Below are 18,409 nucleotides of genomic sequence, written 5' to 3'. Positions count from 1 at the left end.
GCTACTGAGCGTCTTGGCACTTACTCAGATTGGACTTTCACCAACTAGCAATTAACGGCTTGCCTGGGCACGCAAAATAAAAAAGTCCTTCGAGATAATTATCTCAAAGGACTAACCAGCTTTCCAAAGAATTTTGACAATTTTTCCAAAGAATTTTGAAAAAATTTCCAATTAATTTTGAAAACCTACACACTAGCCCGCCGCACTACCCCACTTCTTCTCATCCTGTACAAATAGAATTCCGAGTTCGTGATGGTCGCCTTCATATAATGCCCTTTGCACGAACCTGATTTGTCCATTCGTATCCAGGACATCGAGCTTGCAGTGTGCGCGGTTGCGCTGGATCGCTTCATAGAACGTCTTTTCATCACGGACTGGTGTGCCATTTACCTTCGTGATCATCTCCCCTACCCGCAAAGCCATCTTGTCCGCTGGAGAGGCAGGCAAAATGCCAAGGATCATGACTCCGTTGTTCTTTTTCGAAAAATAGAAGGGCTTACTGTCTTCCCTAATTCTCTGGAACAATGTGATGGCTTCACGGCCAATGATCGCAAATGCCGCTGCGGCAATCGAAGCAACCGGATACCAGTAACCTGCCGCTGCAATAAGCGTAACGACAAGGCCAAGGCCGACAACACGGCCCCCGAGCTGGCGTACACCTTCCTCAGGCAGCATGCCCTGGATTTGCTGATGCATGCCGACTGCAAACGGAACAAGCAGCAGCGAATACGTATTGCCGCCAATCTCAAACAACGGCCACCACTCAAATGGCAATGTCAGCACGTCTCCGGGAACCAGCAGGAAAACCGGTAGTACCCAAAGCCTTTTCGCCTCATGGACCCCAACTGTCTGCCCGCGCTTGCTTCTGATCAATTTTGGGGAGGTCCATTTCTTCCCGTTCTTCAAAATCAGGACACCTTCGCCGATGATCAACAATCCAAGCAGAATGGCGATAGACGGATACATCTTTTGATCAAGACCTGTAAAAAATTCACCTATGTATGGCAGACTGACATTCTTGCCCGCAAGATAAAAAAGCGCAAAAACCGCGAATCCAATTGTATAAGAAGGAGCGAGCAGCCTGACTTTAAAGCTTAATAACAGCGTAAGAGCCGCTACCAGGATAATTGCCGCAAATGGTATAGCCAGTCCAGCAGCGATAGAGATAATCGATATGATAGCGCCGACCGCGAGACCAAGCGGAAAGAGCTGCCGGAGCTCATAGTATGCGTCCTTTGCCCGGACGGTGAAATTCTTCCGTTCCCGTTTCACTCTCGAAACACCAAGCACAGCCGCCAAAAACAAACAATAGTAAAACACAGGGTGAAGCAGAAGCTTACCCGTTCCCTTTAGAAGTTCGATGAACCAATCCTGTGCCACCCCTATGTCACCAGCCTTTATAATTTGTATGATATTAAGCTTATTCTATCAAATCTGGAACCTAAAACCTATCAATAGTTCAGGATTCCCGATGGGATTTTTTTCTTGTGGGGATGTCTTGTACGGAAAGAAAGAGTGCTTGTATCAGGCACCCCATATTATATTCGGCTAAATATCCATCCGCCTGACTACACTTCCGTTCGATGTCCGGAATTCCCTGTTTAATTTCAATGTTCTTTGCATAATCCATCTTGAATCTCCTGATCAATGGCGATATTCTCTTAATAACACCCTGTAATCTCCTAATCAAACCTATTAATCTTCCAAAAAACCCTGTTATTCTCCCAATCATCCACCGGATTCTCCCGTTTCCCCATTTTATGTAAAAATGCAGCTACCCCTTTAATGAAGAATTCTCTTTTTTCCAGTACTGTTCTTAAAACGCCGCAATGTCACTTTTTCTTTAGGAAATCCCTCAATTTTCTTCAAAACTGCGGCTTTAAGCCATCCCACTGGCTAAATCTCCGTTCGATATCCGGAATTTCCTATTTAATGTCGATATTCTCTGCATATCCCATCCGGATTCTCCTGATCAATGGCGATATTCTCTTAATAACACCCTGTAATCTCCTAATCAAACCTATTAATCTTCTAAAAAACCCTGTTATTCTCCCAATCATCCACCGGATTCTCCCGTTTCCCCATTTTATGTAAAAATGCAGCTACCCCGCTAATGAAAAATTCTCTTTTTTCCTGTATCGCTCCTGAATTTAACTGTCCCTCGTTAAAAACTCCCCTCAACTTCTAAAAAAACAGCACTCCTTCAGACAGAGTGCTGTTCCTAATATATCTTCTATCGTGCAATCAGCCGCAATGCGGTCTGTAACTGCAGGTCGTTTTCTTCCTTTTTCATTTCTTCCCTTGCCGCCTCTTCAAGGGCGGCTGCTGTTTTCAGATTGATGATGCCGGTGACTTTCATGCCTTTTTTGCGCTGGAATGCTTTTACCGCCATTTCCGTTTCTTCACTGAAATAGCCATCCGTCCGGCCTGGCTCCAGTCCGATCCCCGCCAGGATTTCCTGGGCATTTTTTACCTGCTCGTTGTTCATATCAATTTTCAATGGCTCCTCAAGCTGGAGGGGATGGGTATTGTATAACACCGGCTGGCTGACTTCTACCGTAGGTTGGACACCTTTTTTATGGATCCAGTTCCCGTCCGGGGTAAGCCATTTGTATAGCGTAAGCTTGATGTTACTGCCATCCCCCATTGGAACTGGCTGCTGAACCGTTCCCTTGCCAAATGTCTTTTCTCCGATGACTGGATAGCCGCCCGCTTCCTTCAGCGCTCCCGCAAGGATCTCGGAAGCCGAGGCGCTCCCTTTATCAGTCAGCACTCCGATAGGATATTCTTTTGGTTTATCCAACACGGAGAAGTAACGTGTCTTTTCGCCGCTCCGCTCTTCGATTTGGTACAATGGTTTTTCCTTGGCAACCAACTCGCGGAGGATTTCCTCCACACTTGAAAGCAGCCCTCCAGGATTGCCGCGGACATCAATCAGCAACGCGGAGATTCCCTTATCTTCAAGGACTTTTAGTTCTTTCTTGAATTCCTTCGACGTATCCTCGGAAAACGAAGTGATTTCAAGGTACCCGATTTTTTCTCCATTCACTTTTTTCATTGCCGAATGGACTGTGATTTGCGGAATCGTATCACGGATGACCTTCACTTTCAGCGGCTCCTTCAACCCCTTGCGCCCTATCTCCAATTCAACTTCCGTCCCTTTCTTCCCGCGGATCTTAAGTGTGGCTTCAGAAAGCTCCATGCCTTCTACACTTTCCCCATCCACTTTCAAGATCTGGTCATTTGGCTTCAATCCTGCTTTTTCAGCGGGCGAATCCTTGAATGGAGAAACGATCACAATCTTGCCTTCAATCTTGCTGACCTCTGCCCCAATCCCTTGAAAAGAAGATTGAAGCGTTTCATTGAATTGCTTGACGGTCTCCTTGTCCATATACACGGAATATGGGTCTTTCAGCGTCGACAGCATTCCCTGGATCGCGCCCTCTACCAGCTTCTTTTCCTCCACTTTTTCTACATAGCTATTAAAAATAAGGCTGTATGCCTGTTCAACTTTATCCATGTTTCCGGGATCGGCCTTCAGCTCCCTTGCAGTTTGCGGCGGTACAATCTCCCTGTCCTTCACGCCTGTATTCCCTGCCATCCACTGCATTCCTGCATAGGTACCGCCCGCCCCAGTGAACAGCGACCCTGCCATTAAAAAGGCAATCCACTTCCGTTCCATTGCCATACTCCTCTCTGATTACCGCATACTGCCGTAAAATTTCTCGTAACCTGTTTTTCATTATATGACCAAGCTGGACAGGGTATGAAAGATAATTTTTCATGGGAAGGAAAAGGAAAGAGGAGGAAAGAAGGGCTGTTCTTAGCTTTTGACCGATTCCCTTTCGATAATCGCATCACATTTCACGATTTTCGCATCAAGGGCTTCCATCAGATCTACATTATTAATTTCATTAAGCTTGCGGTAAAAATATCGCTTCGAAGCTTCGGATGCGAATTATCCTGGATCTCGATATCTGGCGTTCGATCAAGTTTAACATAAATATCTTGGAGCTTTTGAACAGTGCGTACTGCTGGATCCTGCTGTTTTGATTGTAAGAATAAATCCTTCTTCCTACCTTCGGAAAGACACCAATCTCATTTGCGCGCTCAACCTGAATTTTATAGTAGAAAAAGTGCCTGGTAGTTTCCCAAGACAGTTTTAGCAAACCGGCATTTCCGGATTGAAAAAAGGAGAGACATATTGTCTCTCCCGGAAATTCTTTATCAGAAGTATGGCATAGGGTTGATGGCATTTGATTTCGATGCATTCCATGATCCCCTATGTAATTCAAAATGCAAGTGCTGACCGTAGGATTGGCCTGTGTTCCCCATTACGCCGATTTGCTGCCCTCTTGAAACGACAGCGCCATTGCCAACCATGCGAGAACTCATATGAGCATAGACAGTTGTATAGGTTTGTCCATTAATGGAGTGCGCAATAAAAATGGCATTTCCATAGCTTGAAGAATAATATGAACGGATGACAACACCATCTGCTGCCGCATAAATCGGTACATTGGAAGCCTTGTTCGCAATATCAACTCCGGCATGGAAGGTTCCCCAGCGCTGTCCGATGCCAGAAGTAAAGCGTCCGCTAGCTGGCATTTGGAGCATGCCACTGCCTGATGGCGGCGCTACAGATGGAGCTGCTGGTGCTGGTGCCGGTGCTGACCCGCCGCTGCTCTTTTGTTGAGCTGCTTGCTGTCTTGCCAGTTCAGCCTGGCGTGCACGTTCTGCAGCGATTTGAGCCTGGCGTTTTTGTTCCATCTGAATGGCCTTCTGAAGGGCAGCTTCCTGGTTAGCCAGAATCGCAGCTTCCTCCTGGTCGCTTACCATTTCACCGTGCATTTGCTCTTCTTCCTGCTTAAGTGTCTGCATCAATTTATTCTTTTGGGCAATCTGGCTGTCAAGCTGCTTTTTAAGTACCTCTAAATCCTTCTTCATTTGCTGAAGGTTCGCAAGCTTCGTTTCAACTGCCTTCTGTTTTGTTTCTAGTTCCTGCTTATCCTTCTTGTGCTGTTCGAGAATATCCTTATCAGCCTCGACAATTGTAGTGACCGCATTTACACGGTCAACAAAGTCACTGAAGCTCTGCGCTCCGAGAAGGACATCAAGGTAGCTGACTGTTCCGCCATTTTCCTGGAATGAACGGGCCTTGTCTTTAAGAAGTTCGTTCCTTTTGTTGATCCGTTCAATCAAAACGGCAATTTCGCCTTTTAATTGTTCGATCTCGGCATTCGTCAATTCGATTTCAGTATTTTTTTCTTTGATCTTTAAAGTCGCATCTTCAACTGCCAGGTCAAGCCTCTCGACTTCAGCTTTGACTTTATCCTGCTCGCCTTGAAGCTCGCCAATTTTCGCTTTTTTCTTGTTTATTTCCGCGTTGATTCCAGAACGCTTGTTGGACAAATCCTCCTGCTGCTTCTTAAGGTCTGAAATGTTGGATGCCGATGCATGATCCAATGTAATCGGGCTTAGCAATGAACCCAACCCTAAAGTACTGACTACTGCTAGTGAGAGTATCTGTTTTTTCACTAGAACTTTTCCCCTCTCTTACTCATGATAGTTTCGTAACTTTATCTCTTAACTAATCGTCTATTATCTTGAAATGTTTAAACCTTCAGGAACTTGCGGACGGACATGAGACTTCCCCATATTCCGATCGCTGCTCCCATAATGATCAGGATGGCGGATAACTGGTAAACAAATGGGTTGAATTCAAGCAATTTTATGAAATGGTCTTTCAGCTTTTCGTTCAGGAAGTCGTATGCGTAATAATAAGCCGATGATACGACTGCAATTGGGATGATCGAGCCGAGGATCCCTAACCATAAGCCTTCAAGGAAGAACGGCCATCTGATGAACCCATTGGTGGCGCCAACGAGCCTCATGATTTCGATTTCCCGCCTGCGGGCCATGATTGTGATCTTGATTGTGTTGGAAATCAGGAACATTGCCGTGAACAAAAGCCCGACAATCAATATAAGCCCAACATTACGGCTTATTTCGATGAAACTGAACAGTTGCTCGACCTTCCCTTGTCCATATTTCACAGTGGCTACGTAATTGAGCCTTTCAATTTTCTTAGCCGCGTACATAGTATCTGTTGGATTTTTCGTCTTTACGACGAACACATCGTTTAAAGGGTTATCTTGCTCAAAAAGCTTAAAAGCTTCTCCTTCTTCTCCCAGACTATCAATCAAACTATTAAGCTCTTTTTCCTTCGGAGAGTATTTAACACTTTTGATTCCGGCAATCTCGCCGATTTGCCGTTCCAATACCGCTTTATCTTTGTCGTTCGCTGCCACATCCACATGGACGCGGATTTCCACATCCTCCTCAATGGTGGATGCTACCTTATTCAAATTCATCATAATGACGAAAAACACACCGACCAAAAGCAATGTAACCGTTACGGCACTGACAGATGCGAAGGTCATCCAGCCGTTTCGGGCTAAACTCTTGAGACTCTCTCGGACATGTCGGCGAAATGTTCTAGCTTTCATATCCGTATTCACCTTTCACTTCGTCACGTACAATCCTGCCGCCTTCAATAGCAATGACGCGATGCGTGATTGTATTGACGATTTCTTTGTTGTGGGTCGCCATCACTACTGTGGTTCCCCTCATGTTGATTTCTTCGAAAATTTTCATGATCTCCCAAGACGTATCAGGATCCAGGTTTCCAGTCGGCTCATCGGCAATCACCACTTTAGGCGCGTTCACAATGGAACGTGCGATGGCAACGCGCTGCTGTTCCCCCCCTGAGAGTTCGGACGGAAGCGCCCTTGCTTTATGCTTAAGGCCTACCAGCTCCAGTGTCTCCATGACCCGCTTTTTTATGTATTGCGGTGACTCTTCGATGACCTCGAGTGCAAACGCTACATTTTCATAGACTGAAAGAGTCTGCAGCAATTTGAAATCCTGGAAGACAACACCGATATTGCGCCGCAGCAAGGGAACCTTGCTAGCCTTCAATTTTGAAAGGTTGACGCCATTTATCGTGATGGTCCCCTTAGAAGGTTTCTCCTCCCGGTACATCATTTTTATAAAAGTAGATTTGCCAGCTCCGCTGGGTCCTACTACATATAAAAACTCGCCTTGCTCTATATGAACATTTATCCCGTTCGCGGCGGTCACGCCGTTCGGGTATGTTTTATAAACATCCTGCATTTCTATCATTTTTTGTCTCACCTTAGATAGTTAGTCTGTTCCGATGGCTAAACTTCGACATTTTTTGTAACAAGCCTATTATAGCATCTCCCTATTGCAAAGAAACCCTCTATAATATTACATTTTCTTTTCAATCACCTATAAAATATCCTAAAATTACCAATATAGGATGTTAATCCTAGTATTTAAGCCACCGAACTTCCTATTATTTCGCTTGAACACTGACATTACAATCAGCAATAAATATAAAGAATATTTAGATTTATTTCATTAAGGTAACAGTATGTTTACAAAATAACTGTGAAAAAAATGTGAAGTTCTTTAAAAATGGATACTTTCAGGGAGAAAAGTCTTATTTTGCGGGTGAATGATAGGAAGTATTTTGTTGGGAGACCATGCTATTATCCTTTTCAGATTCTGCGGCGATAAATTAAAAACGTCCTGGGCATCAGGACGTTTCTTTGGATCCTATTTCTTTTCTGCCAGCCATTCAGCAACTGCTTTTGCATCGTCGCCTTCAAGCAATTTAGGAGGCATGGAGCCTTTTCCTTCAGCAATGACTTTCTCGATATCTTCCTGTGACAAACGAGAGCCTACATCGCTAAGCTTAGGGCCAGCTCCGCCTTCAAGGTTGCCGCCATGGCAGCTTGAACATTTTTGGTTGAACAATTTTTCCGGATCAGCACCAGCAGTATCTTTGCCGCCTTCATCTCCGCCGCCGCCACATGCAGCAAGTACTAAGGAGGTTCCCATCAATAAAGCCAATAATTTCTTCTTCAACTTAACTCCCCCTATGAAAATTTTGCATACATGACTATATTATACCAAGTTACGCCCTTTTAAAACCCTCGCCCAATACTTCCGAGGCATCCATCACGATTACGAATGCTGCGGGATCAATGGATTGGACCAATTGTTTCAATTTTGTGAACTCCGTTTGATCGACGACACACATGATAATTGGGCGTTCCTGGTCGGTATAGCCACCGTATGCTGATAGTTTTGTCACACCACGGTCAATTTTATGCAAAATTGCCTCACGCACTTCTTCCTGGCGGTTTGTGATGACCATCGCCATTTTTGAGCGTCCGATGCCCACCTGGACAAGGTCAATCGTCTTGCTTGTTACATAGAGGCCAATCAATGCATATAAGCCACGTTCAATGTCAAAGACCACCGCTGCCGATAATACAATCAAGCCGTCAATCAATGCAACGCAGGTACCAAGTGTAAGACCAGTGAATTTTTGAATGATCTGTGCCGCCAAATCTGTACCGCCAGTCGAGGCATTGCCGCGGAAGACGATGCCAAGCCCAAGTCCGACGCCAATGCCGCCGAAAAGTGAGCCAAGCAAAGGATCCAATGTCCAAGGCTCAACATCCTTTGTCAAAAATACTACGAATGGAAGGAAAATGGTCCCTGCAAGAGTCTTATACCCATATTGCCTGCCGAGCAAAACAACTCCGGCAATAAATAACGGAATATTAAGAGACCATTGCACAAACGCAGGCTCCCAGCCAAGAACCGCATCCAGAATCGTGCTGATGCCGCTGACACCGCCGGAAGCAACCCGATTTGGCAGGAGAAACACATTGAATGCCACCGCTACAAACGCCGAACCAATCAAGACATATACATACTCTATCAGTTTGCCCAAGGCTGGATTCATTGTCCGATTTCGATTCCTTTTCAACTTACCTGTCCCCTTTTTCTTATCTGTCAATTCAACAGGCCTCTGTCGCCCGTCAAACACCGTCAGTGAGTATAGCACTTGCTTATAAAACTGTAAATACTATCGATGCACCGTATTAAAGGAGTGAAAAACTGTATTCTCGATTTATATAATAGAAGTAAAAGAAAAATCGCATCGGTAAGTTTGTGAAATTATGAACAATTGTTGACGTTTCTCACAATACCCTTACCCCACTAGGTAATTTGTGATATATTTCACGTATAAGGAGGCGACGACATGATTAGTGTCACCTGTACAGTCGATTTTTACGAAACAAGATCCACAGGATTCGCCCAGCCTGTAGAGGAATATCGATTTGCCCTGTCGCACCGAGTCGCTGGGCAGACTGGATAGCAATAATCCCTATCATAAATTCTCATAAATTCATTTTCAGAAAGAGGGTAATTAAAATGGCTAAAAAGGTTATAATCGTTGGCGGAGTTGCTGGTGGAGCGACAACTGCAGCACGTTTAAGAAGATTGGATGAGAAAGCGGAAATCGTTATGATCGAGCGCGGCGAGTATATATCCTTCGCAAACTGCGGACTTCCTTATTATATCGGCGGCATCATCCAGGAGCGGGACGCGCTTCTCGTCCAGACGGTCGAAGGCATGTCGAAAAAATTCAACATGGATATCCGCAATTTAAGTGAAGTGACTCGAATTGATCGTGAGCGAAAAATAGTGGAGATCAAGAACCTCAGGACAGGCGAAACATATGAAGAAACTTACGACGTTCTTGTTTTATCTCCAGGAGCGAGCCCAATCAAGCCGCCAATCCCGGGAATCGAAGAAGCAGAAGCATTGTTCACTTTACGCAACATTCCTGACACCGACAAAATCAAGGAATATGTAGATGTCCGGCAGCCGAAGAAAGCAGCCGTCATCGGCGGCGGCTTCATCGGCGTTGAAATGGCTGAAAACCTGTGGGAGCGTGGCATCGAGGTGACCCTGGTCGAGATGGCTGATCAGATCATGGCGCCAATCGATTTTGAAATGGCATCGATTTTACATCAGCATCTCCGCGAAAAAGGCGTTAACCTTGTGCTGGAGGATGGAGTGAAATCCTTTGAGCAGAACGGCACGCTGATTAACCTGAACAGCGGCAAACAGATTGAAACAGATTTAATCATCCTGGCAATCGGTGTCGCCCCTGAAAACAACCTGGCGAAAGAAGCAGAACTGGAGCTTGGCCTCCGCGGCGCCATCCGCGTCAATGAGCACCTGCAGACAGCAGACGAAAGCATTTATGCGATTGGGGATGCCATTGAGGTAAAAGATTATATCAACGGACAGGCTACCCATATTCCGCTTGCATGGCCGGCAAACCGCCAGGGACGAATTGTCGCTGACCATATCAACGGCATTGACTCCAAATACCAGGGAACACTCGGTACATCCATCGCGAAGGTATTCGACATGACCGTCGCAGCGACAGGGAATAACGAAAAAACTTTGAAGCGCCTTGGTATCGCTTACGATGTGGTCCACGTGCACCCGAGCTCACATGCCGGATATTATCCTGGAGCCTTCCCAATCGCGCTGAAACTGATTTTTGACCGCGAAACAGGAAAAATCTTCGGTGCGCAGGCTGTAGCCTACGACGGAGCTGACAAACGAATTGATGTGCTGGCTACTGCTATTAAAGGTGGCATGACTATTTTCGACCTTCCAGACCTGGAACTGGCATATGCACCGCCATATTCTTCAGCGAAAGACCCAGTAAACATGGCTGGCTACGCAGCGAAAAATGTTGCGGAAGGCTTGGTGGAAACAGTCCAGTGGCATGAAATCAATGACATCCTTGCAAATGGCAGTTATCTGATCGACGTCCGCGAGCCGATTGAATGCGATATGGGAATGATTGCAGGCTCTGTCAACATCCCGCTTGGTGAGCTTCGTGACCGCTTAAGTGAAATACCGAACAAAGAAGTGTACGTATACTGCCAGGTCGGCCTTCGCGGCTATCTTGCTTCCCGCATTTTGATGCAGGCCGGTTTCAAGGTGCGAAATCTTGATGGAGGCTATAAGACTTACTCTTGTGTATATGAGCCTGATGCAGGTGAAAACTGCGGCACACCTATCAGCGATAACGGAGTGGCAAAGCGCAAGGCAGAAGAAGAAATCGCTGCGGGAGCTGCAGAAGTGGTTGCCGCTGTAGCCGAAAAAGCTGCTCCTGGAGTAGAAACTGCTCCGCCAGCGGTTACAACCACTCTTGATGCCTGCGGACTATCTTGCCCTGGACCGATCATGAAAGTGTATAAGACAATCGGCGAAATGAAGGAAGGCGAAGTGCTTGAAGTCCATGCCACTGACCCAGGTTTCACGAAAGACATCAAGGCATGGTGCGAAAAGACTGGGAACAGACTTGTAGGCTCAAAGTTCGAAGATAAAAAGTTCAAGGCGCAGATACAGAAAAAGAGTGCAGATGCTCCGGTAAATACCGTAGCCGCACCGGCTGAGGTTCCATCAGCTCCTCCAGCTAAAAATGGAGCGACAATGGTAGTGTTCAGCGGCGACCTTGATAAGGCAATCGCAACATTCATCATTGCTTCCGGAGCCGCAGCGATGGGCAAAGAAGTCACCTTGTTCTTCACCTTCTGGGGACTGAACATCCTGAAGCGCAGCGACGCGCCGGCTACCGAAAAAGACATGATGGCGAAAATGTTCAGCATGATGATGCCAAAAGGCACAAGCGACCTGCCGTTATCCAAAATGAACATGGGCGGCATGGGCGCCAAGATGATCAAAAGCGTGATGGCCAACAAGAATGTCGATAGCCTCGAAACCCTGATGAAAAACGCCATGGACGCCGGCGTCAAATTCGTAGCCTGCGCAATGAGCATGGATATCATGGGAATCAAAAAAGAAGAACTCATCGACGGAGTCGAAATCGGCGGAGTCGCAGCTTACCTCGGTGACGCAGAGGACTCAGGGTTGAATTTGTTTATCTAATACAGACAGCGCCCCTTCTTGCAAGGGGCGCATTTTTATTTGTATCCTGGGTGAAAGTTACCTGTTTTAGCGGATGGATTTCAGGTCCAGGATCGGCTTGGACGCTCAGGCTCGGCTCCATCACTTCGGATGACTCCATGCATGGCCAACGGGGTTTCTGGAAATAGGTAATTGGGGGTTCGCCGATCGGGTGAAAGTTACCTGTTTTAGCGGATGAATTTCGGGTCCGGGATCGGCTTGGACGCTCAGGTTGGTCTCCATCACTTCGGATGACTCCATGCATGGCCAGCGAGGTTGTGGAAATAGGTAATTGCGGGGTTCGCCGATCGGATGAAAGTTACCTGTTTTAGCGGATGGATTTCGGGTCCGGGATCGGCTTGGACGCTCAGGTTGGTCTCCATCACTTCGGATGACTCCATGCATGGCCAGCGAGGTTGTGGAAATAGGTAATTGCGGGGTTCGCCGATCGGATGAAAATTACCTGTTTTAGCGGATGGGTTTCAGGTCCAGGATCGGCTTGGACGCGCAGGCTCGGCTCTATCACTTCGGATGACTTCATGCATGGCCAACGGGGTTGCTGGAAATAGGTAATTGGGGGTTCGCCACACAAAGAGAAAAACCTAGTTTTTCCTAAATTAGGAAGAACGGGAGATTATCACATTTTATTGGGAGAATAATGAGTTCTATCGGGAGATTATTGAAAGGGATTGGGAAAATAGTTAGTCTAATCGGGAGATTAACCAGCCTGATTGAGAGAATAATTTTTCCAGTTGCGTACTTCCGGCTAAAATTCGCCCTATGAGTCAAAAAAGAAGGATTTTTCCCGCAGATTGTCGAATAGTTAATCATCAATGAAAAGGAGTGAGAGTATTTGATAGTAAAAAGAAGAACAATTCCCCTGAAAATCCTCATTAACGAAGCATTGCTGCGCCGTCTTCCTCCAAATCATCCAAAAAGGCAAGAGATACTGCAAGATTTGCTCATTCGAAGGGCTGGCTTAAAAGGCGAACAAGATTTAGATTACTATATTAGCCTTTTGGACGAAAATGACTTTTACATTTTCCAGGATTTGCGTATCCCCCTCGGAAAAAACCACTTCCAAATCGACTTCCTTCTCCTGTCTACCAAATTCGCTCTATTGATCGAAAATAAAAATATGCCCGGCATCATTGAATTTGATCCGGATTTCAATCAAGTGATCCGAAGGTATAATGAAAAAGAAGAGGTTTATGATGATCCAGTCCTTCAGGTTAAAAGACAGCTATATCAGCTGAAAAATTGGCTTAATCAGCATCGCATCTCTTCGCCTCCTTTTGAATTCCTCGTAACCTACAGCAATCAAGGAACATTCCTTCAAAATCCGACTAAAAATAAAGAAATCTACGAAAGAGTATGCAAGGGCGGCAAGCTCGTGATGAAGGTTGAAGAATACCAAACCCTTCACCAAAAAGAATTCCTATCAGTGAAGGAATTAAAAAAATTGACAAGGCTTCTGATCAAGAGCCACGAACCTGAAGGGTCACATCTTCACCTCTATAACATTTCCCCATCTGACATCATCCCTGGCGTCCTCTGTCCTGACTGCAATCAATTCCATATGGAAAGATTCTCAAAAAGCTGGCACTGCCCAAGCTGCGGAGCCGATTCATCAAATGCTCATGAACAGGCTGTCCAAGATTACTTCTTGTTGGTCAGCCCGACCATCACAAACAAACAGTTGAGAAGTTTCCTACTCCTCCCTTCTCAGAAAAAAGCATCGTATTTACTTTCGAAAATGGATCTTCAATTTACAGGCATCACTAAAAATAGAATATATTTCAATGCATGATGAAACGTCCTCTACCTATTTCGGGTAGAGGTTTTATTTTTCCATAAAATGGACAAACGGGAGATTCCGGCACTTCATTGGGAGATTATCGGATTGAATCGGGAGAATATGCCAGCCTATCGAGAGAATATCTGCTCCAATCGGGAGATTCCCACCGACATCAAGAGAATAATTTTTCCAACTGCCCATTTCGATCAAAAAAGCCCGAAAAAACATTAAAAATCCCCCGCCTCACCGGGCGGGGGATCAACAAACTATTATAAACTCAATTTCGACCTCAAATAAGCATCAATAAACTGATCAATTTCGCCATCCATGACTGCCTGGACGTTTCCTGATTCCGTTCCAGTCCGGTGGTCCTTCACCATGGAATATGGATGGAATACGTAGGAGCGGATCTGGCTTCCCCAGCCGATTTCCTTCTGCTCGCCGCGGATTTCATCGAGTTCGGCCTGCTGCTGTTCGATTTCACGCTGATAGAGCTTCGCTTTCAGCATCTTCATGGCAGTTTCCCGGTTCTTGATCTGCGAACGCTCTGTCTGGCAGGACACGACTACACCAGTCGGGATATGGGTGATCCGGACAGCGGAGTCCGTCGTGTTAATGTGCTGTCCGCCAGCACCGCTCGCACGGTACGTATCAATCTTCAAGTCCTCGGAACGCACATCGATTTCGATTTCATTGTTGAACTCCGGCATAACCTCACATGACACGAAGGATGTGTGGCGGCGCCCTGATGAATCGAACGGTGAAATCCGCACCAGGCGATGGACCCCCTTTTCAGCCTTCAAGTAACCATATGCATTATGCCCCTTGATGGCTAGGGTCACACTCTTGATTCCTGCTTCATCTCCTGGAAGGTAATCAAGCGTCTCGACCTTGAAACCGCGTTTCTCCGCCCAGCGTGTGTACATCCGAAGCAGCATCGAACCCCAATCCTGAGACTCTGTGCCGCCCGCGCCCGGGTGCAATTCAAGGATCGCGTTGTTTTTATCGTGTTCCTCGCTTAACAGAAGCTGTAGCTCGAATTCATTCATGTTCTCGATGAATTCTTCAAGCTCTTTCTCCAATTCCTCTTTTAGCTCGGTATCATTCTCTTCTTTCACAAGTTCGAACGTTAAATCGAGATTCTCGTATGTCTCGTTCAATTCATTGAACACATCGACCTGGTCTTTGAGCGCGTTTGACTCATTGATGACGACCTGCGCTTTCTGCTGGTCATCCCAGAAATCCGGAGCCAGCATCCTTTCTTCCAGCTCGGCTATCCGCGCTTCCTTATTCTCGAGGTCAAAGAGACCCCCTGAAGTCCGCTAATTTCCTAGCTGATTTTTCAAGCTCATTCCTGATATCTGCTAATTCCATATCATTCACCTCATCAAAAAGATATTTTCTATTATAGCCGTTTTATCAAAATTTTTCATACACTATCGTAAAAACAGGCCTGTACTTTTTTAACAAAAAGAAACCAGCGGATCAACCGCCGGCCTCTTAACGGGGCTGATCCCCCTGTACATAATGAAGGAATATTCCCTCTAAGCTTAGGCTTTATTTAGGGTATCTGACTCAGACCCTATGGACTCCTGCCGAGTCGTTCCAAACCCCAAAGGAAGTTCCACAATCCGATTCATCCCTCTTCGGGTTCTGCCTCTGCAGCAGAATTTCTTATCCAATCCCGCCCACTTCCCAAAGGAAAACAAACCTTGTTGTTTATCCAAAGGGTAACCTGGTGCGGTTATTCAGCTTTGCCGCAGCAGTTCTTGTATTTTTTGCCGCTGCCGCAAATGCATGGGTCGTTGCGGCCAACGTTAAGTTTTTTGACGATTGGCTTTTTCTTGGCCTTGCCGCCTTCTTCCTTCGGATTGACAGCATGTCCCTTGGCGACTTCCTGGCGCTCCAGGTTGTTGCGGATTTCAGCCTTCATGATGTATTTCGCTACATCATCTTCAATCGACAGGATCATGTTCTCGAACATCGCGAAACCTTCATGCTGGTATTCACGGAGCGGGTCGATCTGCCCGTAGGCACGCAGGTGGATTCCCTGGCGCAGCTGGTCCATCTGGTCGATGTGGTCCATCCACTTCGAGTCGACGGAACGAAGCACAATGACTTTTTCAAATTCGCGCATTTGCTCTTCTGTCAGCTGAGCTTCTTTCTCATCATATCGTTCTTTCACTTTCGCCATGATGAGATCGACGATTTCATCCTGCTCCTTGCCCCGGATGTCTTCAATTGTAACATCCCCTTCATGGAGCAGGTTGCCGTTCACGTAGTCGATGACGCCATCAAGCTTCCATTCCTCCATTTCCTCGCCTGCTGGTGTATGGGCTGCGACATTGCGCTCCAATGAGGACTTGATCATATTCTCTACAATGTCACGAAGATTTTCTCCTTCAAGCACTTCGTCACGCTGCTTGTAGATGATTTCGCGCTGCTGGCGAAGGACATCATCGTATTGCAGCAATTGCTTACGGGCATCGAAGTTATTGCCTTCCACACGTTTTTGCGCGGATTCCACGGCTTTCGAAACCATCTTGCTCTGGATTGGCTGGGTGTCATCCATGCCAAGACGCTCCATCATCGATTTCATATTATCTGAACCGAAGCGACGCATCAGTTCGTCTTCCATTGACAGATAGAACTGGGTGACACCAGGGTCTCCCTGACGCCCGGAACGTCCGCGCAGCTGGTTATCAATCCGTCGGCTTTCGTGGCGTTCAGTACCGATGACCGCAAGGCCGCCTAGTTCCTTGACGCCCTCGCCAAGCTTGATGTCCGTACCACGGCCGGCCATGTTCGTCGCGATCGTGACCGCGCCTTTTTGGCCTGCCTCGGCAATGATTTCCGCTTCACGCTCATGGTTCTTCGCATTCAGGATATTGTGCCTGATGCCTTTTTTCGTCAGGAACTGTGAAATCAATTCGGATGTTTCAATCGCGACCGTACCGACAAGCACTGGCTGTCCAGCTTCATTGCGGGCAGCGATATCCTCGGCAACAGCCCTGAACTTCCCTTCCATGCTCGCATAAATCAAATCAGGGCGGTCATCACGGGCAATCGGCCGGTTTGTCGGAATGACGACAACATTCATGTTATAAATGTTGCGGAATTCCTCTTCCTCTGTCTTTGCTGTACCCGTCATACCGGAAAGCTTCTCATACATACGGAAGTAGTTCTGGAATGTGATCGTCGCTAGCGTCATGCTTTCATTCTGAATATCAAGGCCTTCCTTCGCCTCGATTGCCTGGTGCAGACCCTCGCTGTAGCGGCGGCCCTTCATCAGACGTCCAGTGAATTGGTCAACAATGACAATCTCGCCGTCCTGGACGACGTAGTCGACATCGCGGTGCATGCTCGCATGCGCCTTCAATGCCTGGTTGATATGGTGAAGCAGGGTCACATGGCTGATGTCAAAAAGGTTCTCGATGCCGAAGGCTTTTTCCGACTTGGTGATTCCTTCCTCCGTCAGCTGGACTCCCTTCGTTTTTTCATCATAAGTATAATCCTCATCCTTATTCAATGTGCGGACGAAGGCATTGGCATGCATATATAACGATGCCGATTTTTGCGCTGAACCGGAAATGATCAACGGCGTGCGCGCTTCATCGATCAGGATGGAGTCAACCTCGTCAATGACGCAGAAATGAAGCTTGCGCTGTACCTTCTGGTGCGTGTACAGCACCATATTGTCACGCAAATAGTCAAAGCCGAATTCATTGTTCGTACCATATGTGATATCAGCACGATAAGCTTCCTGCTTCTCTTCCTTCGACATGCTGTTCAGGTTCAAACCGACAGTCAGGCCAAGGAACTCATACAGCTGCCCCATCTCGGTAGCGTCACGGCCAGCGAGGTATTCGTTGACTGTGATGACGTGAACCCCTTTGCCGGTGATCGCGTTCAAGTAAACAGGCATCGTCGCTGTCAGCGTTTTACCTTCACCCGTTTTCATCTCGGAGATGTTCCCTTCGTGAAGGGCGATGCCCCCCATCAGCTGCACTTTATATGGATAAAGGCCAAGGACACGTTTCGCGCCTTCACGGACAACCGCAAACGCTTCAACAAGCAGGTCATCGGTAGATTCCCCTTTTTGGTAACGCTCCTTGAATTCCTCTGTCTTTGCCCGCAGCTGTTCATCAGAAAGCTTTTCCATTTCGCCTGCAAGCGCATCGATTTGATCCGCCATCCTTGTCAGCCGTTTGATATCGCGTTTATTCTGGTCGAAAATTTTTGCTAAAATCCCCATACAGACGCTCCTTTTATCTATTGAATCTCGTCAAGTTGATTGCGTGTTTTTTTACTCCAAAGAAAAAAGATTCGCTACTTACACACCGAATCCTCTTCTGAAAAATTCGATTGATATACCTTCTATCTTACCACTTACACCCAGCAGTGACAACTAAGGCTGCATTGGCGCAGGTACGTCCCAACCCCCTTCCAGCCGCGAAAAAAATCGAATTTTGCCTTCTTGCATACCTCATACCAATATTTGCTGAAATCATGTTCTGATAATATCGCAAAAATGAGACCCAACCGCTGTTAGTCCGTTTTTAACATTATAAGATTAATTACATATTTATTCACTCTTTCATTATTCTAATTCTTACTATTTCAACAGTAAAAACTCTATTAAATCAGCAAAATCTCCAGATTATCGTCAGTTTTGTGAATAATTTATTAAATATAAAAATCTGGAATTTTATTCACAAAATGTACATTGGA

At 46.4% G+C, this 18,409-nt stretch carries 12 protein-coding genes; 2 read left to right on the top strand and 10 right to left on the bottom strand.

Annotation, left to right across the window (positions count from 1 at the left end; genetic code table 11):
• Nucleotides 1–192 precede the first annotated feature (192 nt).
• From JJQ88_RS16980 to JJQ88_RS16945, 8 genes are all read right to left on the bottom strand, one after another.
• Nucleotides 193–1,380 carry a PDZ domain-containing protein gene (locus tag JJQ88_RS16980; RefSeq protein ID WP_210367229.1) on the bottom strand — a complete coding sequence of 396 codons (1,188 nt, stop codon included), beginning with the start codon at nucleotides 1,378–1,380 and terminating at the stop codon, nucleotides 193–195.
• A gap of 79 nt (nucleotides 1,381–1,459) precedes the next feature.
• Complete coding sequence (locus tag JJQ88_RS16975) at nucleotides 1,460–1,732, bottom strand: hypothetical protein (protein WP_210367228.1); 273 nt, start codon at nucleotides 1,730–1,732, stop codon at nucleotides 1,460–1,462.
• A gap of 501 nt (nucleotides 1,733–2,233) precedes the next feature.
• Nucleotides 2,234–3,682, bottom strand: coding sequence for a S41 family peptidase (locus tag JJQ88_RS16970; RefSeq protein WP_210367227.1), 1,449 nt, complete (start codon nucleotides 3,680–3,682; stop codon nucleotides 2,234–2,236).
• 545 nt (nucleotides 3,683–4,227) lie between these two features.
• Entirely contained in the window at nucleotides 4,228–5,538 is a 1,311-nt protein-coding gene (locus tag JJQ88_RS16965; protein WP_210367226.1) for a murein hydrolase activator EnvC family protein, read from the bottom strand.
• Between the two features lie 77 nt (nucleotides 5,539–5,615).
• Nucleotides 5,616–6,509 carry a permease-like cell division protein FtsX gene (ftsX, locus tag JJQ88_RS16960; RefSeq protein ID WP_210367225.1) on the bottom strand — a complete coding sequence of 298 codons (894 nt, stop codon included), beginning with the start codon at nucleotides 6,507–6,509 and terminating at the stop codon, nucleotides 5,616–5,618.
• A complete protein-coding gene (ftsE, locus tag JJQ88_RS16955) occupies nucleotides 6,499–7,185 on the bottom strand; it encodes a cell division ATP-binding protein FtsE (protein WP_210367224.1) in 687 nt (228 codons plus the stop codon). The genes ftsX and ftsE overlap by 11 nt, the downstream gene beginning before the upstream one ends.
• A gap of 459 nt (nucleotides 7,186–7,644) precedes the next feature.
• Complete coding sequence (cccB, locus tag JJQ88_RS16950; protein WP_210367223.1) at nucleotides 7,645–7,956, bottom strand: cytochrome c551; 312 nt, start codon at nucleotides 7,954–7,956, stop codon at nucleotides 7,645–7,647.
• A gap of 49 nt (nucleotides 7,957–8,005) precedes the next feature.
• Complete coding sequence (locus tag JJQ88_RS16945; protein ID WP_210367231.1) at nucleotides 8,006–8,845, bottom strand: YitT family protein; 840 nt, start codon at nucleotides 8,843–8,845, stop codon at nucleotides 8,006–8,008.
• Between the two features lie 473 nt (nucleotides 8,846–9,318).
• Between JJQ88_RS16945 and JJQ88_RS16940 the strand changes: the two genes are divergently transcribed.
• A complete protein-coding gene (locus JJQ88_RS16940) occupies nucleotides 9,319–11,862 on the top strand; it encodes a CoA-disulfide reductase (protein WP_210367222.1) in 2,544 nt (847 codons plus the stop codon).
• 871 nt (nucleotides 11,863–12,733) lie between these two features.
• Nucleotides 12,734–13,690 (top strand): nuclease-related domain-containing protein, encoded by a 957-nt coding sequence (locus JJQ88_RS16935; RefSeq protein WP_210367221.1) that lies wholly within the window; start codon nucleotides 12,734–12,736, stop codon nucleotides 13,688–13,690.
• A gap of 257 nt (nucleotides 13,691–13,947) precedes the next feature.
• Here the strand turns inward: JJQ88_RS16935 and prfB are convergent.
• Nucleotides 13,948–15,052 (bottom strand): peptide chain release factor 2 gene (gene prfB, locus JJQ88_RS16930; RefSeq protein ID WP_210367220.1). Its coding sequence is split into 2 segments (ribosomal slippage): nucleotides 13,948–14,979 and nucleotides 14,981–15,052, totalling 1,104 coding nucleotides; the frame shifts between segments, so codons are not numbered across the junction.
• Nucleotides 15,053–15,422: 370 nt separating this feature from the next.
• On the bottom strand, nucleotides 15,423–17,933 hold the full coding sequence (secA, locus tag JJQ88_RS16925; protein ID WP_210367219.1) for a preprotein translocase subunit SecA: 2,511 nt from the start codon (nucleotides 17,931–17,933) through the stop codon (nucleotides 15,423–15,425).
• Nucleotides 17,934–18,409 lie beyond the last annotated feature (476 nt).

This window comes from Bacillus sp. REN3, assembly GCF_017912555.1.
Lineage (GTDB): Bacteria > Bacillota > Bacilli > Bacillales > Cytobacillaceae > Mesobacillus.
Note: the sequence above shows the minus strand (reverse complement) of the source record. Positions and strands in the feature narration are given on the sequence as shown.

Bases quoted from the DNA above. Each gene is read 5' to 3' on its own strand.
- JJQ88_RS16975 (WP_210367228.1), bottom strand. From the start codon at position 1,732: ATGATTGGGAGAATAACAGGGTTTTTTGGAAGATTAATAGGTTTGATT.
- JJQ88_RS16970 (WP_210367227.1), bottom strand. From the start codon at position 3,682: ATGGAACGGAAGTGGATTGCCTTTTTAATGGCAGGGTCGCTGTTCACT.
- JJQ88_RS16940 (WP_210367222.1), top strand. From the start codon at position 9,319: ATGGCTAAAAAGGTTATAATCGTTGGCGGAGTTGCTGGTGGAGCGACA.
- secA (WP_210367219.1), bottom strand. From the start codon at position 17,933: ATGGGGATTTTAGCAAAAATTTTCGACCAGAATAAACGCGATATCAAA.
- JJQ88_RS16945 (WP_210367231.1), bottom strand. From the start codon at position 8,845: ATGAATCCAGCCTTGGGCAAACTGATAGAGTATGTATATGTCTTGATT.
- ftsX (WP_210367225.1), bottom strand. From the start codon at position 6,509: ATGAAAGCTAGAACATTTCGCCGACATGTCCGAGAGAGTCTCAAGAGT.
- ftsE (WP_210367224.1), bottom strand. From the start codon at position 7,185: ATGATAGAAATGCAGGATGTTTATAAAACATACCCGAACGGCGTGACC.